The 21,889-nt window shown below is 45.4% G+C and carries 23 protein-coding genes; 14 read left to right on the top strand and 9 right to left on the bottom strand.

Annotated features, from left to right (window positions below):
- Window positions 1-249: 249 nt before the first annotated feature.
- From QUA71_RS14010 to QUA71_RS13995, 4 genes are all read left to right on the top strand, one after another.
- Window positions 250-2,817 carry a PAS domain S-box protein gene (locus QUA71_RS14010; protein WP_333285763.1) on the top strand — a complete coding sequence of 856 codons (2,568 nt, stop codon included), beginning with the start codon at window positions 250-252 and terminating at the stop codon, window positions 2,815-2,817.
- A gap of 363 nt (window positions 2,818-3,180) precedes the next feature.
- Window positions 3,181-3,573: a response regulator gene (locus QUA71_RS14005; protein ID WP_190655560.1), complete on the top strand. Its 393-nt coding sequence runs from the start codon at window positions 3,181-3,183 to the stop codon at window positions 3,571-3,573.
- A 463-nt stretch (window positions 3,574-4,036) separates the two neighbouring features.
- Window positions 4,037-4,255: a hypothetical protein gene (locus tag QUA71_RS14000; protein WP_333285760.1), complete on the top strand. Its 219-nt coding sequence runs from the start codon at window positions 4,037-4,039 to the stop codon at window positions 4,253-4,255.
- Between the two features lie 106 nt (window positions 4,256-4,361).
- Window positions 4,362-4,577, top strand: coding sequence for a hypothetical protein (locus QUA71_RS13995; protein ID WP_333214914.1), 216 nt, complete (start codon window positions 4,362-4,364; stop codon window positions 4,575-4,577).
- A gap of 193 nt (window positions 4,578-4,770) precedes the next feature.
- Here the strand turns inward: QUA71_RS13995 and QUA71_RS13990 are convergent, their stop codons facing one another.
- A complete protein-coding gene (locus QUA71_RS13990; RefSeq protein ID WP_006632525.1) occupies window positions 4,771-4,914 on the bottom strand; it encodes a chlorophyll a/b-binding protein in 144 nt (47 codons plus the stop codon).
- Window positions 4,915-5,586: 672 nt separating this feature from the next.
- Here QUA71_RS13990 and QUA71_RS13985 point away from each other — a divergent pair.
- From QUA71_RS13985 to QUA71_RS13975, 3 genes are all read left to right on the top strand, one after another.
- The gene (locus QUA71_RS13985; RefSeq protein WP_333285758.1) at window positions 5,587-6,090 is read left to right on the top strand and encodes an NYN domain-containing protein; all 504 of its coding nucleotides are present in this window, start codon (window positions 5,587-5,589) and stop codon (window positions 6,088-6,090) included.
- Window positions 6,091-6,467: 377 nt separating this feature from the next.
- Window positions 6,468-7,181, top strand: a complete 714-nt coding sequence (rnc, locus tag QUA71_RS13980) for a ribonuclease III (protein ID WP_190739146.1) — start codon at window positions 6,468-6,470, stop codon at window positions 7,179-7,181.
- 219 nt (window positions 7,182-7,400) lie between these two features.
- Window positions 7,401-7,829, top strand: a complete 429-nt coding sequence (locus QUA71_RS13975) for a DUF1824 family protein (protein ID WP_333285756.1) — start codon at window positions 7,401-7,403, stop codon at window positions 7,827-7,829.
- A 133-nt stretch (window positions 7,830-7,962) separates the two neighbouring features.
- Here the strand turns inward: QUA71_RS13975 and glgA are convergent, their stop codons facing one another.
- From glgA to hemC, 4 genes are all read right to left on the bottom strand, one after another.
- Complete coding sequence (glgA, locus tag QUA71_RS13970; RefSeq protein WP_333285754.1) at window positions 7,963-9,390, bottom strand: glycogen synthase GlgA; 1,428 nt, start codon at window positions 9,388-9,390, stop codon at window positions 7,963-7,965.
- A 41-nt stretch (window positions 9,391-9,431) separates the two neighbouring features.
- Window positions 9,432-9,602 (bottom strand): hypothetical protein, encoded by a 171-nt coding sequence (locus QUA71_RS13965; RefSeq protein WP_333214903.1) that lies wholly within the window; start codon window positions 9,600-9,602, stop codon window positions 9,432-9,434.
- A gap of 357 nt (window positions 9,603-9,959) precedes the next feature.
- Window positions 9,960-10,784 carry a trypsin-like peptidase domain-containing protein gene (locus QUA71_RS13960; protein ID WP_333285752.1) on the bottom strand — a complete coding sequence of 275 codons (825 nt, stop codon included), beginning with the start codon at window positions 10,782-10,784 and terminating at the stop codon, window positions 9,960-9,962.
- Window positions 10,785-11,140: 356 nt separating this feature from the next.
- Entirely contained in the window at window positions 11,141-12,112 is a 972-nt protein-coding gene (gene hemC, locus QUA71_RS13955; RefSeq protein WP_333285750.1) for a hydroxymethylbilane synthase, read from the bottom strand.
- A 136-nt stretch (window positions 12,113-12,248) separates the two neighbouring features.
- On the opposite strand from hemC, the gene QUA71_RS13950 reads away from it, so the two are divergent.
- Window positions 12,249-12,572 carry a hypothetical protein gene (locus tag QUA71_RS13950; RefSeq protein ID WP_333285748.1) on the top strand — a complete coding sequence of 108 codons (324 nt, stop codon included), beginning with the start codon at window positions 12,249-12,251 and terminating at the stop codon, window positions 12,570-12,572.
- Window positions 12,573-12,579: 7 nt separating this feature from the next.
- Here the strand turns inward: QUA71_RS13950 and QUA71_RS13945 are convergent, their stop codons facing one another.
- Window positions 12,580-13,581, bottom strand: coding sequence for a hypothetical protein (locus QUA71_RS13945; protein ID WP_333285746.1), 1,002 nt, complete (start codon window positions 13,579-13,581; stop codon window positions 12,580-12,582).
- Between the two features lie 147 nt (window positions 13,582-13,728).
- Window positions 13,729-14,289, bottom strand: coding sequence for a hypothetical protein (locus tag QUA71_RS13940; protein ID WP_333285744.1), 561 nt, complete (start codon window positions 14,287-14,289; stop codon window positions 13,729-13,731).
- Window positions 14,290-14,479: 190 nt separating this feature from the next.
- Between QUA71_RS13940 and QUA71_RS13935 the strand changes: the two genes are divergently transcribed.
- The 3 genes from QUA71_RS13935 to QUA71_RS13925 all read left to right on the top strand — a co-directional run bounded on the left by QUA71_RS13935 (window position 14,480) and on the right by QUA71_RS13925 (window position 17,225).
- The gene (locus tag QUA71_RS13935; RefSeq protein WP_333285742.1) at window positions 14,480-15,565 is read left to right on the top strand and encodes an RNA ligase; all 1,086 of its coding nucleotides are present in this window, start codon (window positions 14,480-14,482) and stop codon (window positions 15,563-15,565) included.
- A gap of 138 nt (window positions 15,566-15,703) precedes the next feature.
- Window positions 15,704-16,657, top strand: a complete 954-nt coding sequence (locus QUA71_RS13930) for a phosphatase domain-containing protein (protein WP_333285740.1) — start codon at window positions 15,704-15,706, stop codon at window positions 16,655-16,657.
- A 91-nt stretch (window positions 16,658-16,748) separates the two neighbouring features.
- Window positions 16,749-17,225: a Uma2 family endonuclease gene (locus tag QUA71_RS13925; protein ID WP_333285738.1), complete on the top strand. Its 477-nt coding sequence runs from the start codon at window positions 16,749-16,751 to the stop codon at window positions 17,223-17,225.
- Between the two features lie 257 nt (window positions 17,226-17,482).
- Here QUA71_RS13925 and QUA71_RS13920 read toward each other — a convergent pair whose 3' ends face one another.
- Window positions 17,483-19,018: a mercuric reductase gene (locus QUA71_RS13920; protein ID WP_333285737.1), complete on the bottom strand. Its 1,536-nt coding sequence runs from the start codon at window positions 19,016-19,018 to the stop codon at window positions 17,483-17,485.
- A 16-nt stretch (window positions 19,019-19,034) separates the two neighbouring features.
- On the bottom strand, window positions 19,035-19,766 hold the full coding sequence (locus QUA71_RS13915) for a TVP38/TMEM64 family protein (protein WP_333285735.1): 732 nt from the start codon (window positions 19,764-19,766) through the stop codon (window positions 19,035-19,037).
- Window positions 19,767-19,844: 78 nt separating this feature from the next.
- On the opposite strand from QUA71_RS13915, the gene QUA71_RS13910 reads away from it, so the two are divergent.
- The 3 genes from QUA71_RS13910 to QUA71_RS13900 all read left to right on the top strand — a co-directional run bounded on the left by QUA71_RS13910 (window position 19,845) and on the right by QUA71_RS13900 (window position 21,864).
- Window positions 19,845-20,873, top strand: coding sequence for an isochorismatase (locus QUA71_RS13910; RefSeq protein ID WP_333285733.1), 1,029 nt, complete (start codon window positions 19,845-19,847; stop codon window positions 20,871-20,873).
- Between the two features lie 170 nt (window positions 20,874-21,043).
- Complete coding sequence (locus QUA71_RS13905; RefSeq protein WP_333285731.1) at window positions 21,044-21,532, top strand: hypothetical protein; 489 nt, start codon at window positions 21,044-21,046, stop codon at window positions 21,530-21,532.
- On the top strand, window positions 21,529-21,864 hold the full coding sequence (locus QUA71_RS13900) for a hypothetical protein (RefSeq protein ID WP_333285729.1): 336 nt from the start codon (window positions 21,529-21,531) through the stop codon (window positions 21,862-21,864). The genes QUA71_RS13905 and QUA71_RS13900 overlap by 4 nt, the downstream gene beginning before the upstream one ends.
- Window positions 21,865-21,889: the final 25 nt, after the last annotated feature.

Raw genomic sequence — 21,889 nt, 5'->3', positions numbered from 1 at the left:
GTCATCAGTCATTGTTTGAACGAACAAACAATTAAATAATTATCAACTTTTATTGCATAGGGGCTTCTACTCTGGCTGCCTAATGCCTTGATACTTTCGATACCGTCCGGTCGATATAGGGCTATAAAATTTGTTTGTAGTGAGGACTTCAGTCCTCATAAACAAGAGGGCTGAAGTCCTCACTACAAACCGTATAATGGTTAATTTACCGTACATCATATCATTAGTCATGGGGAAATTAACACACTAATGAGCCGCATTTTACTCTTGGTCGATCGCCACCAACAACTTAATTTGCCGATCGCCCACCTCAACACCGAGCATGAGGTGATCGCACTCGATCGCGGTTTAGATCCAAACTCCGAATTTCCCTTTCCCCAAATCGCTTTTGACTTGTGCATTCTCGACGAGGCAAATTTCGATCGCATTGGGCCGCTGGTAGAATCATTGAAAGCTGCCGCCGAGCCGATCTTTTTACCGTTCTTGCTTGTTAGTAAATCCCAAACGCCTGCTCTTTTTGAGCAACCATTTTCGCAGCAGGCAAAACAACTCGATCGCAGAATAGACGATTTGATAGTAAGTCCCGTAGAACCCACCCAACTGCACTTGCGGGTAGAGAATTTGTTGGCCCGCAGGCGGCTGTCGCTAGAACTCCACAGACTTCAGGAAGTAATTAAAGAACAGACTTTTACACAAAGTTTGTTAAAGGACTCGCTGCAAGCGACAAACGAAAACCTGCAACGGGAAATCGCCAAGCGGGCCGAGGTAGAAACTGCACTGCGAGAAAATTCCTATCTCGACTCGCTGATCAATGCCATGCCAGATATTGTCTGCTTCAAAGATGGCGAGGGCAGGTGGCAGGAGGCAAATCAAGCCCTATTGGAAGTGTTCGAGCTAGAAAAGATAGACTACCGCGGCCTCAAAGATTCTCAGCTAGCAGAACTCAGCATTTTTTACCGCGAGGCGCTACAGGCGTGCGAGGTCAGCGATCGAGAAGCGTGGGAAAAAGGTACCCTTTCTAGGGGAGAAGAAGTGATTCTCCGCTCAAACGGTACTGTGAAAATCTACGATGTGATTAAAGTACCGGTATTTCACCCCGACGGTAGACGCAAAAGTATAGTAATTTTGGGTCGGGACATTACCGAACACAAGCAAACTAGAGACGAACTCGTGCGCTTGGCGTCGATTGTCGAGTCTTCCGACGACGGCATCGTAGGCAAAACCCTCGCCGGGACAATTCAGAGCTGGAACGCAGGAGCAGAGAAGATTTACGGCTACTGTGCCTCGGAAATCAAGGGGCAGTCGATCGAGATTTTAGCCATACCCGAACGCCCCAAGGAAATGCCTCAAATATTGGAAAATATTAGGGCCGGAGCCAGCATCGACCATTACGAAACCGTGCACTTGCGGAAAGACGGTCAACAGATAGATGTGTCCCTGACGATTTCTCCGATTAAAGACGCCACTGGAGCGGTAACGGGGGTTTCGACAATCTCTCGCGACATCAGCGACAGCAAGCGAGTCGAAAAAGCCTTTGAACAACTCCGCCACCAAACAGAAATGATTTTGTTCTCCGCAGGAGAAGGAATTTGCGGGTTGAACAAAGAGGGAAAAGTAACTTTTGTCAATCCTGCGGCGGTGAGAATGGCTGGGTGCGAATCGAAGCAATTGATCGATCGACCACTTTATGAAAGCTTACACCGTGCACAGGAAGAATGCTCAAAGGCGATCAAGCAACTCTCACCTGCAACAGACATCAATTCAGGGTCTGAACTTGTCCCACACTGCGCCGCACAGCAGGCGGGCAAACTGCTGCCGAACCGGGTAAGTTCTCAAATTTTAGCCACCTTGGAAGACGGAGAGGCGCGGCGCGTCACCGATGAGATTTTTTGGCGGCGAGACGGCAGCAGTTTTCCGGTTGAGTACGTTGTGGCTCCGATGCGAGAAGAAGGCGAAATTATTGGAGCTGTAGTGACTTTTAAAGATATCACGGAGCGGCTTGCCGTCGAGCGCATGAAAGATGAATTCATCTCTGTTGTCAGCCATGAACTGCGGACGCCCATGACCTCGATTCACGGTGCCCTGGGCCTCCTCAACAGCGGCCTGCTGGACGCTTACCCCCACAAAGCCAAGCGGATGCTGGAGATTGCTGTCACTAACACTGACCGTTTGGTGCGCTTGGTCAACGACATCCTAGATTTAGAGCGGATGGAGTCAAGTTACAGCACTGCCGTCAAACAAACTTGCAATGTGGCTGAGCTGATGTTGCAGGCGGCTGACGAGATGCAGGGAATGGCTCAGCAGGCGGGAGTTACTCTGTCGGTGAAGCCTGTGGGGGCGCAATTGCAAGCTGTTCCCGATCGGCTAATTCAAGCCTTGACAAATTTACTCAGTAATGCAATAAAATTTTCTCCTTCCGGCGCTACGGTTTGGCTGAGCGGGGAGTTGACCCACAATCTGGATTTGGCAGAAAAAGCAGGGCACAAGTCGGTGTCGTCTCCGTCTTTGTTGTCTCCTGAGCCTGCCACCGCGCCTCCGCACTTGCTAGTTCCGAGCTCGTGGTACATCGTGATTGCTGTGAAAGACCAAGGGCGGGGTATTCCGCCAGACAAACTGGAGATGGTCTTTGAACGCTTTCAACAGGTTGATGCTTCTGATTCTCGCCAGAAGGGAGGTACTGGTTTGGGGCTGGCTATTTGTCGCAGTATCGTCCAGCAGCACGGGGGGCGGATGTGGGTGGAGAGCGTTTTGGGGGAGGGCAGCACTTTTTTCTTAAGTCTGCCACTTCTGAGGGAGGGGCTTGCAACTGAAAGTTAATTTCTACCCAGGTGTACCCAAAGTTACTGATTTTGTGCAGATTGTTCGATCGAGTCATCGACAAACAATCTCAGCCTTTTCTGCAGTTTGGGGACAGCAGGCAAAAAGCGCGATTTGAGGTCAAAAAGCGGCTTTTTCTGGGTGGGATGTTTTACAGCAACCGCGCCAGACGGTTAGGTAGGATGTTCTTAGTTGAAATCCTGCCGCTCGATTGCAACTTCGGTCTTCCTTCTTCCTTCTTTCTTCAACATCTGCTATACAGTTTTGAAAATTTACTGTAAAGTCCGATCGGCTAAAATAATTTGCTTTACAAAATATTCACATTTCGCCTCTAATCTGTGATCAGTTCTCATTTCTAAAAAAATGTTAATTTTGACTGCCAAGCGCATCTTGGTTATTGACGATGCGGAAGATATTCGGGAAGTAGCTCAAGTCAGTCTTGAACTGGTGGGGGGCTGGGAAGTCCTGACAGCGAGTTCGGGCCGCGAGGGGGTTGCTAAGGCTCTTGCCGAACAGCCTGATGCTATTCTATTGGACGTGATGATGCCCGACCAAGACGGGCCTACTACTTTTCTACAGTTACAAGCTAATAAGGCTACGCAGCACATTCCGGTAATTTTATTGACAGCTAAGGCTCTGGCTGGGGACAGGCGGATGTTCGCGGATTTGGGGGTGGTGAGCGTGATTGCTAAGCCTTTTGAACCGATGTTTTTGGCGGCTCAGGTCGCTGAGGCTTTGGGCTGGGAGCAAGAATAGATCGATCGCGCGCATTGAATTGTGCAGCTTTTCAACCAGTAGTTTTGCAGGCAAAGAGAGTTAAAAAAACTTGGTTTCTTTGGTATGGCGCCGAGCGATCGAATCGGGTCGATCGGACAGGATATATGTAGCGACTTAGGCGCCGTACCTTTCGTCCTGTCAGCTTAAGACTAAAAACATCAGTCCGGTATCAGTTTCAACCTTGTCGGTCTTGGGGTGAAATTGACACCAATTAGGAATGTCTAAGTCCCTATGGGTAGTGCCTTCATTTAACCGAATTCGACCTCAGCCATGAACTGAATATTCCTGTAGATTTCTCGGACAAATATAAGCTGGCAGGAGTATTTTACTTTTTGTGACAACCCACTCGTCTTCATAAGTTCTTCAGGTTTTAGTTTTAAGTTAAAACAGAACGTCAGGGATCGCTCCTGACTGTTGGCAGACACCTTGGGAGAAGACGACTATGCCCTCAGCTTACATTTTGCTACTAATAGTTTCTCTGGCAGCAGTCTGGATTTACTGGCAAACCTCTCAAGATATTTTTGTTCTTGTGGCTTGGGCCGGACTGGGTTGTTTTATTTGGGGCTTCTCTTGGGCTCCTTGGAGCGTTCAGCTTCTGATTGTTGTGTTGCTGTTGGGTCTCCAAAAGTTCTACTTGCGAGACGCTCAAAGTTGTGAGTGAAAGAGATTTTTTATTTTGGTGTCTGAAGTTGAGATGCGCCGGCACTCGTCAATCTTTGTAATGATTCGGTTATCGCTGCATTATCTGAAAGAAGGTTTAAAATATCATGAATAGTTGCCCTTGTTGCTCCTCTAAATTACTCCGCCACGCTCGCCACAATCGCGTTTATTGGTTCTGCTCGCACTGCTGGCAAGAAATGCCGGATCTGTCGGAGATGATTTTAGGTAATAACAGTGCGGGGGTTCACAAACGAGACGCTTTGGTAAAGCTTCCTGGTTTGACTCCTAAATTGAGAATGTTGGATTCAGTAGGAATTGCTTAGTTTGCTGGAGTTAGTCTCGCGATAAATATGGAGACGGAAAAGATTTTTGATTGTGCCATCTGTTGGATTGTTTGAGAGAAAATGCAAAAGCCCCCTTCCGTGTGAAGTGAAGGGGACTTATTAGCGGGGGGGCTTTTGCACTTGTGAAGGGGTCGATCGCCTGAATTTCAGCTATTGTATGCAGTTAAGCTGATTACATCAAACCGATTTGAGAGAGAATGCCTTGACCGGTGAGGAATTCGGTAGCTAAGCCGATAACGAAGCCCAACATTGCCAAACGGCCGTTCCAGGTTTCAGCGAACTCAGTAAAGCCCAACTTTGCGTCTTTGTTTTCCATGACCAGAAACCTCGTTTAATTTCAACCTTATGTAACTAAACTTAACACAGCCGTACAAAGTTTGCAACATATTTTTACATTTACAGTTCAAATGCCGGAGCTCAGCGGGATGGGCCCGCAGGGAGAGGGGTTCGCGGGGGGAGGGGGAGAGAGTTTTTGATGTGGGGACGGGCGATCGGTGTCAAATTGGCGAAAACCGTAGTGAGATGTGTCAGGATGTAAGAAAATTATCTTGAGTTAATACTTGACATCCAATAATTAGAACGCTAGCCTAAAAGCACAGCTAAAACTAAATATCGCATTCAAAATGAAGGAATGTTGATTGAGTCGTCTTAGCTACACGGTTTATAAAACTGGGGCAAGTTTCTAGCACCCCGTTGAGCGGAAAGTACGTCTAATGTCGTTTTAACAAGTTGATACAAGCTTGAGAAAATCGAAACATTATTGAGTTCCATTTCCCTTCAACGGGCTGCTACAAAGCTCGTTCCAGTTCTGTAAACCCTGTAGCTAAGACGCTAATCAAATCCCTACAAAATTATAGTGTTTTGTGGTAACAGATTGTCCTATGCCGAGATGTTCATTTTTGAGCAAATCCAGAGGCAACGTTCCATGAATCCTAGATGCGCGATATGTCGAGGCTGTCCAGTCAACCTCTTTGTAGGACATAATGAAATGACGGATAATCATCGAACCACAGCCAAACAAAAAAGCCAGTCTCAACGAGTTGCTATGTCTTGGGATACTCAGAACGTCTACTTAAACCAAGATCAAGCCGAATTCCTACTGGCTTTTGCCAAATCACAAGGACGTTTAGAACCGCCTAAAATTTACTATAACTCGCAGCACAAAAATCAAGTTAACGACAAAAATCGGCTAGAAAAGCTTGGTTGTATTGGCGTTGATGTCCGCGATTCCGCCAAAAACAGTCTAGATAAACAATTGGTGTTTGACTGTAGTAAGCGATTTGCAATTAAGCCTTCTCCGGATCTAATTATCCTAGTTTTAGGAGATCGGGACTTTGCAGGTTTAATTACCTTTTTGAAGGCTTTGCGTATAACAGTCATCGTTTTTGCACGGCGCAAAAGTGCAAGCAAAAAACTGATTAACCTTGTTGGCGAGGATAACTTTCATGATGTAGACGAATTGTCTAGTTTGTGTGCAGGATTGAAACCGTAACTTGAAAATCCAAAAAAGTTATCAATAGAAGCAGATAAATTATCTGCTTGAAGCAACACAGCCCGCCAGGGAATGAATTCCCTGGCTAATAGCTAAAGTCGGTTAAAACCGACTGACTGACAGTTATAAAAATACAATCTTCAGTCCTCTTAAGAGGACTTTAGCTATGAGCCAGGGGTTAAAACCCCTGGCGGACTGACGGACTAACGGACTAATAGTATAACCGCCAAATATCTGTTAAAATTCACCTAACCGCCGATAGCAAAAATCCAGTTTATTTGATAAACTAGATTCTCCAAACAAACCGCTATTTGCGGCTATTTTATGCCCACATAACAACACCAAAGTCCAGAAACAATAACCCTTACAAAACTCCTATGCCATTAACTAATCCAACACAAGAGATAGAAATCACCCTTCCCGAATTCCACCATGAAAAACTGCTGCGCCAAGCGCTCACTCACCGTTCCTACGTCAACGAAAACCCCACATTCCGCGAAGAAGACAACGAACGCTTAGAATTTCTCGGCGATGCTTTGCTGACTTTTCTCAGCGGCGAATATCTCTATCAGCGTCACCCAGAAATGGGAGAAGACCAACTGACTCGCCGACGTTCTGCATTAGTAGATGAAAAACAATTAGCCAGATTTGCTACTGAAATCGGTTTAGACTTAAAAATGCGGCTCGGAAAAGGAGCTTATCGAGAAGGTGGGATTACTAATCCAAATTTGCTCAGTAGCACTTTTGAAGCCTTTATTGGCGCTTACTATCTCGACACGCAAGACATGGACAAAGTTCGCAACTTTGTGCAACAAATGTTTGATTCTGTTCCCGAAAATGTGGTGGAAACTCGATCGACTGTAGACTCCAAAAATCGCTTTCAGGAATGGGTACAGGCCAATGGTGACACGACTCCCCCCAAATATGTGACAGTCCAAGCAGGAGGCACACCCCACAAGCCGGAATTTCTCGCTAAAGTTTATGTTGCAGAGAAACTTTATGGAGAAGGTAAAGGCAAAAGCAAAAAAGATGCTGAGAAAAATGCAGCAGAAGATGCGCTAGCAAAGCTGAAAAAACGCGGACTGATCTAAACTTGAAAAGGGGGGTAAAAACTACTAGCTTTTTTGTGCGATTCCGGCGTTGGCCAAGCCCTCCAAGACGATCGCCCGAATTGATTGCCAGAGTACACAATGGGCTATAATCAGGACTTGTGCAAGTGTTACCGCCGTCGATTGAGGGTTGCAATGACAGAAATTCGTTGACGAGTGCCCGATGGTCGATCGTAATTTTGGGAAATATCAGAGCAATTCATGTCTACTCACAACCCGACTACTCTAACTGTTGAAGAAGCACAGCAAATCCTCAAAGATTTCACTTGTCTGGATATGCAATCTGTAGCATCGCCCCTGGAAAAAAAGGCACTCCGTCAAGCGATTTTGCTGGTAGCAAGTTTGTCGGATTATCAAATGTTGGGAGTGTGCGCTTCTTCGACGGATGAGGGATTTTTAGCTTTAGAAGCTTATTTAAAAGCTTTGGGATATCAAGCTATTTTAGATCCCAATGCTGTCTCGACCTTTGCTGGTTCGGTTTATATTAAGTTCAATACTTTGAAGGGTTCGTATTATGTTGACGGCTATCCCGGAACTTACCGGGGCGTTTTGGTGTCGTGCCAATCTTCCTCAGAAGGTGGAGTTAGCGGAACTTACGGTCATTTACCTCTCGATTTATTTGTTGATTAATTTGTCAGTAGTCAGTCGATCGATTAAATTGAATTAAACACCGACTGATGCACCTTACTAAGCTGTAAGCTGTGTCAGCCGATCGCCCTTCGATTCATTTGAATCAAACACCGACTGACGCACCTTACTAAAATTAACCCTTGCCAACGCTCAATTCCGGCTCTTGTTGCGGTGCGGTTTCTTCGGGTGGCAGTCCCAAAATATCGCTGTACAAGTTGATGTATTTCCGGGCCGAAATATCCCAGCTAAAATCTTCTCTCATGCCGCGCTGTTGCAGTTCTCTCCACTTATCTTTGTAGCGGAAACCTTCCCAAGTTCTGATCATGCAGGTGAACAAATCGAGGGGTTCGTAGCGATCGAAACAGTAACCTGTACCAGTATTGTCGATCGGGTTGTTATGAGAAACGGTATCGACTAAACCGCCGGTGCGGCGAACCATTGGCACGCACCCGTAGCGGAGGGCGAGCATTTGGCTGATGCCGCAGGGCTCGAAACGGCTGGGCATCAGGAAGCTGTCGCAGCCTGCGTAAACGCGCCGGGAGAGGGCCTCGTTGTAAAGTAGTTGGGTGGACATCCGACCGGGATAGCGGGCTGTCATTTGCCAGAGTTGGGTTTCGTAGTAGCGATCGCCCGTTCCGAGTACAATAAATTGAGCGTCGGTATAGGCCATGAACAGATCGAGCATTTGAATTATCAAATCCAATCCCTTCTGTTCTACCAGCCGCGTCACCATGCCGATCAAAAAAGCATTTTTATTCACTTCCAAGCCGACTTCTTCTTGCAGCGCAATTTTATTAGCGGGGCGCTTTTCAATAGTATCAACACTAAATTGTTGATGGAGGTACTTGTCAGTTGCTGGGTTGTAAGATTCTGTATCAATTCCGTTCAAAATGCCCGATACTTTACCGCCGATGTAAGACAGCAAACCTTCCAAAGTTTCCCCATAAGCTGGGGTTTTGATTTGCTCGGCGTAAGTCGGGGAAACTGTATTTACTCGATCGGCAAACTGTACTGCGGCAGCCATTGTATTGTGACCTTGCATATACCAAGGACACCAAGTCATCTGCTCCAAACGCCAGCGCCACGGCCCTTGATAAGCTAAATTGTGAATAGTAAAAACTGTGCTGATATCAGGATCGTGGCTCATCCAAACAGGTATCATCCCCGTATGCCAGTCGTGACAGTGGATAATTTGGGGCTTCCAGTGATTCCAGGCAAATTCAGCCGCAGCATTGGCAAAGAAAGTGAACCTCCAATCTTCATCTAAACCGCCGTAAACGCGGCGCGGCAAGAAAGATGGATGTTGCATTAAGTATAAAGGTACATCGGTTCCCGGCAAAACAGTTTCAAACACCGAGAAGCTTTGGAACATGGCAGCCCCATCCCAAACAGGTTTTTTGGGAACGTCCATTTTGTCAGGGATAAAACCGTAGTAGGGCATGAAGATGCGGACATCGTGTCCCATGCGCCGCAGAAATTTAGGCAAAGCGCCGACGACATCGCCCATACCGCCGACTTTGGCGAGAGGTGCTGCTTCGGCGGATACAAATAAAATACGCATTATTTTTTTGTGTTCCTTGAAATTGTTAGTCTAGATTAAGTTTAAATGGCGAGCGACACAATATTAACGCGCCGTCCAAAAACAAGTATAAATCTGAGTTGCTGTAGCGATCGCAGTTTATTCAAGAATGCGATCGCCCTTTTTCCATCCACGTCGCTGTGCGGTGAAAAAAAGAGCAATCGCCCGTACTCTCCTCCCGCGAGAATTTTCACGATCTAATCAAATTTATCTGTCACTTTCTGAGGGACGGTAAACATCAAAAATTGTATGCAGTCTGCTCACCTTTACGCATTAGTAAAACTGCACGCAAAGCCATCAGTATGTAATTAAGGAAATAGCGATCGCCTTTTTCATCCCCTCTGAGAAAAAGAGCGATCCTCTTCGAGGGCCTCGCCAACGCCCGAATCACATATTACGGACAACGGGAGCATCTCAATGAAAGCAGCCAAGCTAGAAATTGCAGTTTTGAGGCAGGAGAGAGGAGACAGGAGGCAGGAAGAAAGAAGAAGAAGGAAGGAGCCACAAGAAGTGTTTTTACAAATATGAGATGCTCTCCGGATAACTCCCGACTAATTCTGAGAATTGTCCTCAAAAGTCTCCTCAAATCCCGCTAGAAAATCATCCAAAGCTTCAGAGGCGATCGCCAAATTAATATTATCAGCATCTTCCCATCCCCACGTATTCACCCCAACCACTTGACCTGCCATATTAATCAGCGGCCCGCCGGAATTGCCCGGATTAATCGCCGCATCAGTTTGCAACACCTTCACCTCAGCAACATCATCTTCGTCGTCGCCTTCTTCATATTCCTCGGGTTCGCGAATTGCACTCACAATACCTTGAGTTACAGTTGAAGCAAACTGCCCCAAAGGATTGCCCACAGCAATTACTCTATCTCCCACTTTCACATCAAAAGACAACTCTAGGGGAGGATATTCTTGGGGAGAATCCACTTGTTCCCCTGTTTTCGGGTCGAAGGTAAAATCGCTAATTAAGAGTAATGCTAAATCTTCTTCAGCATTACCAGTAAACACCACCTCGGCCAATCTCAATTTTCCGTCGTGAGTTTCGACTAAAACCTGTTCGATTTCATCTTCTTCATAGAAGTAATCTTGATCGGCAATATCTTCTACAACGTGATAGTTCGTGACAATTATGTCCGGCGATACAAAGAACCCGCTTCCAGAAGAAATCTCTTCTTCTGTATCCCAATCCATGACGTAAATTGACACTACCGACGGCAAGACTTGCTCGACTACATCCGACAAATTTCCTGGTTGAGTTTTGAACTCTTTCAATTGCTTCTGCAAAGCTTGTTGGTCGGCCTGCATTTTGCTATACAGTTGCTGAACCTTTTTCAATTCCAGCTTTAATTGAATTTCTCTAGCGCTCATATTGGGCCTTTACCTGAAATAAATTGCTGATTAATTTTGGATGTTTGATTGTAGATTGTGGATGGGTAGGTTAAGAATTATACGACTTACGAAAAAAACCGGTTTTTACCATAAATCTTGGGCTATACAGCGAGACTTACATCAGAAACCGGGTTGCTTAACACCCGTGCGGAGCGTCCTAAATTAGTCAGATATTTTTGAAATCTATCGCGCAAGTCCTACCTAAAATCCCATCAAAAATCTACAACCAGACTGCTACTCTACCTGTTTTGCCAAAGCAAACCGCCTGTTATTTTTATTTTACAAAAGGCGATATATCACGTCTAAAAGCATTGACAAAGAGATGCGGATCGGTTTTAGGAACCACGTTGAACTTGGACAAATATTTCCTCCAAAATTGCACTAGCACCCTGTTGGCGCAGTCGGTGAGCGAGGTCAATTCCGATCATTTCCGCAGTCTCGGCGGCGCCGGAAACAGTATCTTTGACGAACCGCTTGCCGTCGAGACTCGATACCATTCCGGTTAAGGTTAATTGACCGTTTTCTATTTTGGTATTGACGCCGATCGGCACTTGACAGCCACCTTCTAATTCCCGCAGAAATGCGCGTTCGGCATAACATCTTTGGGCAGTTTCCGAGTGTTCGAGAGCTTTAATCACGGCCATGATTTCGGTGTCTCCAGCGCGGCATTCGATGCCCAAAGCACCTTGTCCGACGGCGTGAAGGGAGATTTCAGCAGGGATAATTTGGTGGATGCGATCGCCCATTCCCAATCTTTCCAATCCGGCAACTGCTAAAATAATCGCGTCGTAACCGCCCTCATCTAATTTAGCGAGTCTAGTATTGAGATTGCCGCGAATATCTTTAAATTCAAAATGGGGGAAATGGTGCCGCAGTTGAGCTAGCCGCCGCAGAGAAGAAGTGCCGATTACTGCACCTTCTGGGAGGGTGTCGAGTTGCTTGTCTTTGTGCTTGGAGTGAACTACCAAGGCGTCAGCGGGATTTTCCCGTTCGGTGACGCATCCTAAAATTAAACCTTCGGGCAAATTGGTAGGCAAATCTTTGAGGGAATGAACGGCAAAGTCCGTTTCATTGTTAATCATCCCCGTTTCTAATTCTTTGGTGAAAAGTCCTTTATCGCCAATTTTAGCGAGGGCGACATCAAGAATTATGTCCCCTTGGGTTGACATGGTGTGGACTTCAAAAGTGTGTTCCGGGAAGTGTTTCTGTAGCTGTTCTTGCACCCAGTGCGTTTGCACGAGAGCGAGTTGGCTTTTGCGGGAACCGATGCGAACGGTTCGGGAAGGGGCAGATGTGGTTGGGGACATAAGATCGCTCGGAGGATAGCTTGAAATCAGCCAATATATTCACCTGATCTAGCGTACCGCAGGTGGGGACTTTAATTGCTGGTTGGGACAATTCGGGCGATAAAATAGAAATACCAGGTTTTGAGCGCCAGTAGCAGTGAGCCTTGATGATGTTTCCCATCCAGCCTTGCCCGTCGCTGGCGCGGGGGCGATCGACATTCCGAAGCAAAGGCTGCCGGCCATGTACGATTTACCTAGGGTCGAACCCGATGAACCTGGTTGGCATGACGAGTTAGCTCAGCAGCAGCTCGCAAGAATTAGCTCAAAGGTTGCGAGATTTGGAGAGAGAAATGTAGTGGCGAGGGGAAAAGGGCGATCGGATTTATTTGTAGCAGCTTCGGTGACCAAAGCGCGATTCCCTACTCTTCAGGAACCGCTGCGGGAAGATAGCTTCGCTGGCGCGTACCTTTTCCATTTCTAACCAAAATTTAACGCTGTCCTGCTTGAAGTGCAGAATTTGCTATCTGGACAACTTCTTGCTGCCGTGCGTTTTTCCTTGTGACTCGGTATAACACCCCCAGCCTTTGCCACTCAACAAAAGCAGTGCAGTAAGCACCGCAATTATTGAAATAAATCCCCCTGATGCCGCCGGCCAATTCAATGCTTCTGTAAGTATCCTGCGGTAATTGCGAAGGAGGCGAAAACGGTTCATTTCTTTTAGCTTCGATGGTGCCGAAATAACAGGCTCCGGCGCGGCATCCTTTGCCTAAATACATTTCCACAATGTAACCGTGGGAACCTGCTTGCACGTCAAAATCAATTTGCTGAGTGTTAGATAAAGGAAGTATGCTCGGAAGAAAAACAGGCACTCGCGTTTTGCCTTTGATTTGCTTAGAAATGTTACTCGCAGGAAAAATACTGTTAGCTTGGTTTGCTGACTTATCGGGGATTGGGGGAAACTTTTGCACAAAATCCCTCCACTGCACAACTCTATTTTTAGCAATTTTAAAAGTGGGAATCGAATATTTCTCTACCGCAATAGAAGGGCGGCCGTTTTTCAGGTTGAAGTGGCGGCGAATCACTGTAATTTCTGGTTTCCCTAAGCCGTAAGCTGGAGCTATGGAACGGGCGAGATTGCAGCTAATTTTGAAGCGTCCCATCTCAATACTGCCATTTTCCGCTTGATAAGACCAATTGTAACCTTCAGAAGCGCGATCGCGATCGCACAGAAAATGAGAAATCTCAAACATCTTGGCAATATGAACATCGTACAACCGCAACTTGCGGCTGCCGGCAGATTTTGCAGTGTTGCGATCGGGCACAATAAACTGTATCGGTTGCCAGCTATCTTCAGGGGAATAATTAAACCAGCGGATTTCTGTAATCGGGAGTTCAGTCCTTGCTAACGCTGAGTTTGGTGTCAAAGGTGCGAGCGTAAAAGCAGTCACCACACAAGCAAAAATCGCCGCAAATAGCCATCTTCCCCTCATCCTGATTTCCCCCTAAGTAGGTCAGCGCAAAAAAAACAATAGCATCTTGTAAGGGGCGAGTGCGAGTTAAGATATATCATACAATAACGGTAAGGTGCGCCCTTACGCACCCTACATATAGAAGTTGTGCCTCCCCGACTGCTAAACTTAACGCTTCCCAGCTTGAATAGCAGAATTTCCTATTAAAATTAAATCAGATTCTCGTCCGTTCTTAATGGTGACGGTATACATAAAACCCTGAGTTTTCCACTGAAGAGTTGCTGTGCAGTAAGCCCCGCAACCGTTATGAAAAACTCCTTTCACTCCGCCCGCAAGCTTGACATTTTTTAACGTCTTAGTTACCCCTTCTAGTTTTGTAGTAAACTCCCCGCCTTTTTGACCTTGAATTGACCCAAAAGTGCAAACAGTCGTACCGCCGCAATCTGGTTTATACTCGATTGAAATACTATAGCTGTTTGCTTGTGCTGTAGTTGGATAGTACATTTTTGGCAAATCCGGAATCCTGCTGGGAATAAAAATAGGCACTTGCGTTTTGCCTTTTAACTTTCGCAAAATTTCATTTACCGGAAACGCAGTGCCTCCTTGAGCAATTTGTGTTGTTCCCGATTGTCGCTGCGACAATTGCGAAGATCCAAAAACAACCGAGGGAGGTACTAAAGCCGTCAATACACAAGCAGAAGTAGCCAAAAGTAATAATTTCTTCTTCACGGTCTTTTCCCTTAATATTCCAAGAGTTTAGTTGGGCGGCGAACCGCATTCACGTATGTACAACCATAATTCAAAATACCAAATTAAGACTCGCTTTTCCGGGAAAAATGTTTTTTGACTATCTTGACAAGGTTGACAGAATATGAAGTCATATATAATATAGAGAAGGCGAGCAATTTAGGAGTCGATCGTGGAACTTCAAGAGTATTTGCGCCAGCACGGATTGGAAACTTTGTCCGAAACTTATCATATCAAAGTTACCCGCCACCGCCAATATCCCGATTTAGTCTGTCTGAAATACTCGCAGATAGAATCTCCCCTGGGCGAAAAAATAGTCCAGCAGTGCCGAGGCATTATTTTAGATTCATCTCAAGATTGGCAAATAGTTTCTTATCCCTACAACAAATTTTTTAATTACGGAGAAATCCACGCCGCTGCAATTGATTGGAGTCATGCCAAAGTTTATGAAAAACTAGACGGTTCTCTGACTGTACTGTATTTTTACAAGGGAGAATGGAGAGTGCAATCTAGCGGCACTCCCGACGCCGCCGGCGAAGTTAATGGTTTTGGGTTCAGCTTTGCGGAACTTTTTTGGAAAGTCTGGCAAGAATTGCGATATCAATTGCCACAAGAAACCGACCAGTGTTTTATATTTGAGTTGATGACGCCTTACAATAGAATAGTTGTCCAGCAACAAAACAATCAAATCGTGCTGCACGGGGTTCGCAACACTCAAACGCTGGTAGAAACAGACCCGAGTCTTTGGGCCAATAAATATGGCTGGGAATTGGTCGCTTCCTATCCTTTAACTAGCTGGAAAGAAGTTATCGAAGCGGCTCAACATTTAGATCCGATGGATTCGGAAGGGTATATTATCTGCGATGCTAACTTCAACAGAGTTAAAGTTAAGTCTCCGCAATATGTCGCGATTTACCCTCTCCGTGAAGGGTTTTCGACCCGCCGCCTGATAGAAATTGTTTTAACTAATGAAGGAGAAGAGTTTTTAGCTTATTTTCCTGAGTGGAGTGAGTTGTATCAAAAAGTTAAAGACAAATATCAATCTTTGGTTGAAGAAATCGAGGACGCTTACCGACAGCACGAACATATCGAAGTTCAGAAAGATTTTGCATTAGCTGTGAAGCATTTGCCGTATTCCGGGATTTTGTTTTCTTTGCGGGCCCGAAGAGTTGCGGGAGTGAAAGAAGCTCTCCGTGATGTTACGATCCATAAAATAGAGGAGCTATTGGGTTTAGATTACATCCATCTAGGTTTGTAGTAACGACTACAGTCGTTTCTTGAAGGAGGACTAAAATCCTCACTACGAACGAAGATTAACATTATATTTAGGTGACCGAATCAAGAACTAAATGCACCTAATTAAACCTAAGATACAGATGGCTAAAAAGCTTGCTGTATGAGCATTCTTCCTTCTTCCTTCTTCCTGAAATCCGTTACATCCGTTACATCCGTTACAGAATCCGTTGCCGAACTTCCTTCTTCCTTCTTCCTTCTACTTACCATGAAAAGAGTTATTGTACTTGTTGGTTTGCCTGCTTCGGGAAAATCTCAATTTGCTAGGGAATTGCTGCTGTCTGAACCTGCAAAGTGGGTGCGTAGCAATAAAGATTTGCTCAGAGAAATGGCTCACGCTTCTCATTGGTCGCCGGCAAATGAAAAGTTTATTGTGAAATTGAGAGATACGATTATTTTGATGGCTTTAGAAAGTGGCAAACACGTCATTGTTGATGATACTAATTTTGGCCCTCACATCGAGCATATTAAGGAGTTGGTTAAAGGTAAAGCTGTTGTGGAAGTTAATGATTCTTTTCTCCAAGTTCCGGTAGAGGAATGTATTAAACGGGATTTGAAAAGACTTAATTCGGTGGGCAAAGATGTGATTATGAAGATGTACAATAAGTACGTTCGTGTTCCGGTTGCGCCGCCGGAATATAACCCGGATTTGCCGGATGCAATTATTGTCGATATGGACGGTACCCTGGCACTTCTCAACGGCAGAAATCCTTTTGATGCTTCGAGGTGCGATCGCGATTTGCCCAATCAGCCCGTCTTAGATACCGTTCGCAAGTGGCAGTCCAGCGTTAATATTATTGTAGTGTCGGGCCGCACAGATGACTGTCAGCCTCAAACTGAAAAATGGTTGCAGCAGTACGAGGTTAATTATGCCAGTCTTTATATGCGGAAAACCGGAGATATGAGGAAGGATTCGATTATTAAAGAGGAGTTCTATCGGCGACATATTGAAGGAAAATATAATGTTAAGTTTGTGTTGGACGATCGCCAGCAAGTTGTTGATATGTGGAGAAGCTTGGGATTGACTGTATTTCAAGTAGATGAAGGGGATTTTTAAGGCAGGGTTTGTTGGTGGGGGCGATCGCAACTTCCAAGCATAGTTTTACCCCTAATGCTAGAATCAAAGCAACATTGCAAAAAATTTTGTTATGATATCCATTCCCCAAGCGCCCCAAAAAATGACCGTTGAGGAATATCTCGAATGGGAAGCTCAACAAGAGATTCGCCACGAATATGTCAACGGCGAAGTTTTTGCCATGACGGGCAGTACAATTCCTCATAACGATCTTGCACTCAACTTTTACAGGAATTTGTACCCGCATCTGCGTTCTAGAGGCTGTCGGATCAACGTGTCAGACGTGAAATTGCAAGTCAGTTTTCAAAGCCGTTACTACTACCCCGATGTGATAGTCAGTTGCGACCCTCAAGACCTCAATTCCCGCACATTGATTCAGAATCCTAAAATAATTGTCGAAGTTCTTTCACCCAGTACAAGTGCTAAAGATCGGGATGAAAAATTCACTTGTTACCTAAAAATTCCGACTTTGCAAGAGTATATCTTGATTGATTCACAAAAGATTTTTGTTGAGCGTTACTGTCGGGGAGAGGGGAGAATGTGGCTTTAGTATTCTTACACTGCTGGAGAGATTGTAACTTTATCAAGTATTGGGTTTGATTTGCCGATCGCACTTTTGTATGAAGGTGTTGGATTGGAAACAGAAACAGAAACAGAAGGATAAAAACACACCTAATTTTGCAGCTTTTTTATGAACAGGCAAGATGCCTGTTCCACAGAGAGTGAATTTTATTTTGTGGTGGGCTTCGGCGCCGCCCATAAAAGCCGATAATGAACAGGCAAGATGCCTGTTCCACAATTATTTACTTATCGCGTCCAAGCCAGCCAGCGGTTAAACAAGTTTTTCACAAACGGCGTCAAACGAGTGCGATTGTAAGCATCTCCCGCTTTCCGAATTGCATCAGCTTGTGTCGGATACGGGTGAATTGTGCTAGCAATTTTTCCTAAACCAATATTGTTAACCCTTGCTAAAGTAATTTCGCTAATCATATCACCAGCGTGTCGCGCTACAATAGTTGCACCTAATATTTTATCGCTGCCTTTCTTGACGTGAATTTTCACAAATCCTTCCTCTTCGCCGTCAATAATTGCCCGATCGACTTGACTGAAAGGAATCAAAAAGGTATCGATATCAATGCCTTTTTCCTTAGCCTCGTGTTCCCCAATTCCGACGCGCGCAATTTCCGGGTTTGTGTAAGTACACCAAGGTATCGTCAAAGCGCTGAGCTTTTTGCGTCCGAAAAATAGAGTGTTTTGGATTACCATTCTCGCGGCAAAATCAGCAGCGTGAGTAAATTTATGTTTCATGCAAATATCGCCTGCGGCATAAATGCGGGGATTAGTAGTTTGCAAATAATCGTTGACAAAGACGCCTGTTTGTGTGTCATATTCGACGCCGATAGCCTCCAGATTTAATCCTTCCACGTTGGGCGATCGCCCTGTACTCACAATAATTTCATCTACTGTTACCGAGGCTTCCTTACCTTGAGATTTATAATAAATTACTTTGGCTGCATTTGTTTTCTCAACGCGCTCTATTTGGGATTCTAGTATTAGTTGAATTTCTTCGCGTACAAAAGCCTCCTGCACGATTTTAGCAGCATCCGCATCTTCTTTGTCTAAAATCTGAGCATTTTTGTGCAGCAATACGACTTCCGAACCCAGCCGCCGGAATGCTTGAGCCAATTCGCAGCCGATCGGCCCTGCGCCAATTACTGCCAAACGCTGAGGTCTTTCTGTGAGGTTAAAAACAGTTTCATTTGTCAGATATCCAGCTTCCTGCAAGCCGGGGATTTGTGGTTGTAGCGCCCTTGCACCTGTGGCAATTACTGCTTTTTTAAAGCGGAGAGTTTGACCTGCAACTTCTACTGTATTATTGCTAGTAAAACGACCAGAACCCAGAAAAACATCGACTCCTAATTTCTCCTGATATCGTTGAACAGAATCAACATCGCTGATTCCCGCCCTGATGCGGCGCAGCCGTTCCATCACAGCAGCAAAATCCACTTCTGCAGCGTTAGAAACGTTAACACCAAATTTATTGGCTTCCCAGATATCGCCGACAATACGAGACGAACGAATCAGCGTTTTTGACGGCACGCAACCGACATTCAAACAGTCGCCGCCCATTAAATGTTTTTCAATCAAAGCAACTTTCGCGCCCAAACCTGCCGCACCCGCAGCCACAATTAATCCGGCGGGGCCAGCACCAATTACTACTAAATTATAACTGCTAGCGGGCTGCGGATTTACCCAATCGGGCGGATGCAAATAGGAGACTAATTTCTGGTTGTGTTCGTCCATCGGGGGGACAGTTACGCGATCGACTTTTGACTCCGGCATTCGCAAATCCTCCTAATTAAATACTTTCTTCCAAGGCTTTGCTGGCTATCCTAGTGAGAACAACAGTTACCGCAACAGTAGCCAGAAAACCGAGGATATTGAGCGACCATTTTGCTGCTTCTGTTTGGGGATTTGTTGACTGACATATCGCGCCTATCGCCGCAATATTACCCACCAAAGAACCGGAGTAAACGTACATAATTGTACCCGGTATCATGCCCAAGGAACCCAGCACGTAATCTTTCAAAGAAACCTGAGTAATTCCCAGAGCGTAATTCAATAAATTGAAAGGAAATAAAGGACAAAGACGAGTCAAAAAAACTATTTTTAATCCTTCTTGGGAAACTGCGCGATCGAGAGCTTTAAACTTGGGGTGAGATTCCATATATTTTACCACGCGATCGCGGCACAAATAGCGCCCGATCGCAAAAGCAAATACAGCACCTAAAGTGGACGCCGCAAAAACGTAAACAGAACCCCACCACAAACCAAAAATCGCCCCCCCTCCCAGCGTCAGTACCGAACCCGGTACAAACAGCACAGTAGCCAAGTTGTAAATAGCTACAAAAGCCACTGGCCCCCACCAGCCTAAATCTTCGATCCGCATTAACAGAGTTCTCAAAACATCTTGAACGTAGGCAGATCTAGTTGCTACAATTAAGAGAGCGAGTAAAAGTGCGATTGAAAAAAACAACACTATGCGTTTAAATTTTACCCTAGCATAATCTTGGATTCGTTCTTTTGGCATGATTCACCCGCAAATATTTATTAGCATTATACTGCAAACTTAAATTATTACTGTAAACTACCCGACAAGCGATAGGTCATGACACCAAAAGCCCAACTCCCAATCCCCGAACATTTCGACCATAAAAAAGTAGGCGAAGTCTGGCGAGTCCCCTACCGAGAACGCGCCGCCCAAGCCAAAGATTGGGCAAAACAGCACAACATCCAGCCAGCCGCAAAGGACACAAACCGCATTTGTTTGCTGATAATCGATGCCCAAAATACCTTTTGTTTGCCCGAATTTGAATTATTTGTCGGCGGGCATTCCGGTAGCGGTGCAGTTGATGACAACCTGCGGCTGTGCGAATTTATTTACCGCAATTTAAATGCAATTACAACCATTGCGCCGACAATGGACACCCACACCGCCATGCAAATTTTTCATCCAATCTTTTGGATCGACGAAGCAGGCGAACACCCCGTACCAGCAGCCACTTCTATTACACTCGAAGATGTCCAAAAAGGCATTTGGAAAGTCAATCCAGCCGTCGCCCACAGCATCAGCGGCGCCCATTTTTCAGCACTGGAAAAACAGGCTTGCTACTACGTCAAAAAACTCAGCGACGATGGGAAATATCCGCTGATAATTTGGCCCTATCACTCGATGCTGGGCGGCATCGGACACGCCCTGGTTTCTGCGGTGGAAGAAGCAATATTTTTTCATACTATAGCCCGCGACAGCCAAGCACTTTTTGAAATCAAAGGCGGGAATCCACTGACAGAAAACTATTCGGTTTTGCGGCCAGAAGTTTTAGATGGATTCGACGGCAATCCGATTGCGGAAAAGAATGCTAAGTTTATTGACAAATTGCTCGATTTTGATGCAGTAATTATTGCAGGACAAGCCAAAAGTCACTGCGTTGCTTGGACAATTGATGATTTGTTAACGGAAATTTTGGCGCGAGATCCGAATTGGGCAAAGAAGGTTTATTTGCTGGAAGATTGCACTTCGCCTGTGGTTGTTCCGGGTGTTGTTGATTTTACGGAACAAGCAGATGCAGCTTTTCAAAGATTTGCGGCTGCGGGAATGAATGTTGTTCAATCTACCGAGTTAATTTTGGGCGATTAAAGACGAGTGTTTTCTCTTGGGGTTTTCAGTGCAAAAAAAGTATACATGATTAAGCAGAGGCGGTAATTTTTGTTCGCTTGGAAGTCGGCTGCGATCGCATTTAACGGATTACGTATGATATCATATCCGAAAAATCACTTACTAGAGAAGTGTAATCAAGGAGTTTCCCGATGACTGGAAGCGAAATTTATAGTGTTGTTCTTTTTCCGAAGGCGAGTGTGCAAGCAATTTCAAAACTCTCGGTGGCGATCGCCACGACTCTTATGAGCACAGTTGTCACTGCAACCGAAGCCTACGCAGTTCCCGTAACCTACGATTTCACCATCACTGTTACCAAAGGCGGGTTAGCGGGCAATTCATTCAACGGTTCTTTCAGCTACGATGATGCCAAATTGAAGGGAAAGGGAGTGGAAGAATTGGGAATTAGTGATGGATTAAGGGCCTGCCTAAATTACCTTGGACGCACTTATCGCGAAACCGATGATACCAGTTATCCTACCTTTCCCACACTCAGATTTGAGGATGGCAAGATCACGCAACTAAACTTTTGGATTCAGCCGAATCAGCGAGTTAATTGGTGGAATTTACCTGGATGGGAAGTCAAGCTGTCTGAGCCTAAAAAAAGCGATTCAACTGTTCCCAATTGTCAAAAACGGTGAGGGGTGGCCAAGGTGCGATCGATCCTAAAAATAGGGTGTTGCATAATTGCGGGATGATTTTGATGGTTTTGTGGCATCGACTCTCGTACCCCGAAGGCGTGTATTTTCACAGCAGGCGGGACGCCTCACCCTACTCCCCACAAGAATCCTCCTCAAATTCTGCAACGCTCAAAATAGAGGAGGAATTAGATGCAACTGCCTACGGTTATATGGGTAATTTCATGCAGCCATGCTACGAAGGTGCGATCGTCGATCGTCTGCTGGGGCAATCAAATATTTGCGATCGCTATGAACGAATAACTCAAAGATTGTTTGAAAAAAAAACCGCATGATTCCTATTTTCTGTCGGTCAAGAGT

Origin of the sequence: Microcoleus sp. MON1_C5 (assembly GCF_036701875.1) — a bacterium.
Lineage (GTDB): Bacteria > Cyanobacteriota > Cyanobacteriia > Cyanobacteriales > Microcoleaceae > Microcoleus.
Note: the sequence above shows the minus strand (reverse complement) of the source record. Positions and strands in the feature narration are given on the sequence as shown.

Coding starts and splice junctions, on each gene's coding strand:
- QUA71_RS14000 (WP_333285760.1), top strand. CDS start 4,037: ATGCCCTCAGCTTACATTTTGCTACTAATAGTTTCTCTGGCAGCAGTC.
- QUA71_RS13930 (WP_333285740.1), top strand. CDS start 15,704: ATGAGCATTCTTCCTTCTTCCTTCTTCCTGAAATCCGTTACATCCGTT.
- QUA71_RS13945 (WP_333285746.1), bottom strand. CDS start 13,581: ATGAGGGGAAGATGGCTATTTGCGGCGATTTTTGCTTGTGTGGTGACT.
- QUA71_RS13985 (WP_333285758.1), top strand. CDS start 5,587: ATGACGGATAATCATCGAACCACAGCCAAACAAAAAAGCCAGTCTCAA.
- QUA71_RS13910 (WP_333285733.1), top strand. CDS start 19,845: ATGACACCAAAAGCCCAACTCCCAATCCCCGAACATTTCGACCATAAA.
- QUA71_RS13915 (WP_333285735.1), bottom strand. CDS start 19,766: ATGCCAAAAGAACGAATCCAAGATTATGCTAGGGTAAAATTTAAACGC.
- glgA (WP_333285754.1), bottom strand. CDS start 9,390: ATGCGTATTTTATTTGTATCCGCCGAAGCAGCACCTCTCGCCAAAGTC.
- rnc (WP_190739146.1), top strand. CDS start 6,468: ATGCCATTAACTAATCCAACACAAGAGATAGAAATCACCCTTCCCGAA.
- QUA71_RS14010 (WP_333285763.1), top strand. CDS start 250: ATGAGCCGCATTTTACTCTTGGTCGATCGCCACCAACAACTTAATTTG.
- hemC (WP_333285750.1), bottom strand. CDS start 12,112: ATGTCCCCAACCACATCTGCCCCTTCCCGAACCGTTCGCATCGGTTCC.
- QUA71_RS13960 (WP_333285752.1), bottom strand. CDS start 10,784: ATGAGCGCTAGAGAAATTCAATTAAAGCTGGAATTGAAAAAGGTTCAG.
- QUA71_RS13995 (WP_333214914.1), top strand. CDS start 4,362: ATGAATAGTTGCCCTTGTTGCTCCTCTAAATTACTCCGCCACGCTCGC.
- QUA71_RS13990 (WP_006632525.1), bottom strand. CDS start 4,914: ATGGAAAACAAAGACGCAAAGTTGGGCTTTACTGAGTTCGCTGAAACC.
- QUA71_RS13920 (WP_333285737.1), bottom strand. CDS start 19,018: ATGCCGGAGTCAAAAGTCGATCGCGTAACTGTCCCCCCGATGGACGAA.
- QUA71_RS13925 (WP_333285738.1), top strand. CDS start 16,749: ATGATATCCATTCCCCAAGCGCCCCAAAAAATGACCGTTGAGGAATAT.
- QUA71_RS13905 (WP_333285731.1), top strand. CDS start 21,044: ATGACTGGAAGCGAAATTTATAGTGTTGTTCTTTTTCCGAAGGCGAGT.
- QUA71_RS13975 (WP_333285756.1), top strand. CDS start 7,401: ATGTCTACTCACAACCCGACTACTCTAACTGTTGAAGAAGCACAGCAA.
- QUA71_RS14005 (WP_190655560.1), top strand. CDS start 3,181: ATGTTAATTTTGACTGCCAAGCGCATCTTGGTTATTGACGATGCGGAA.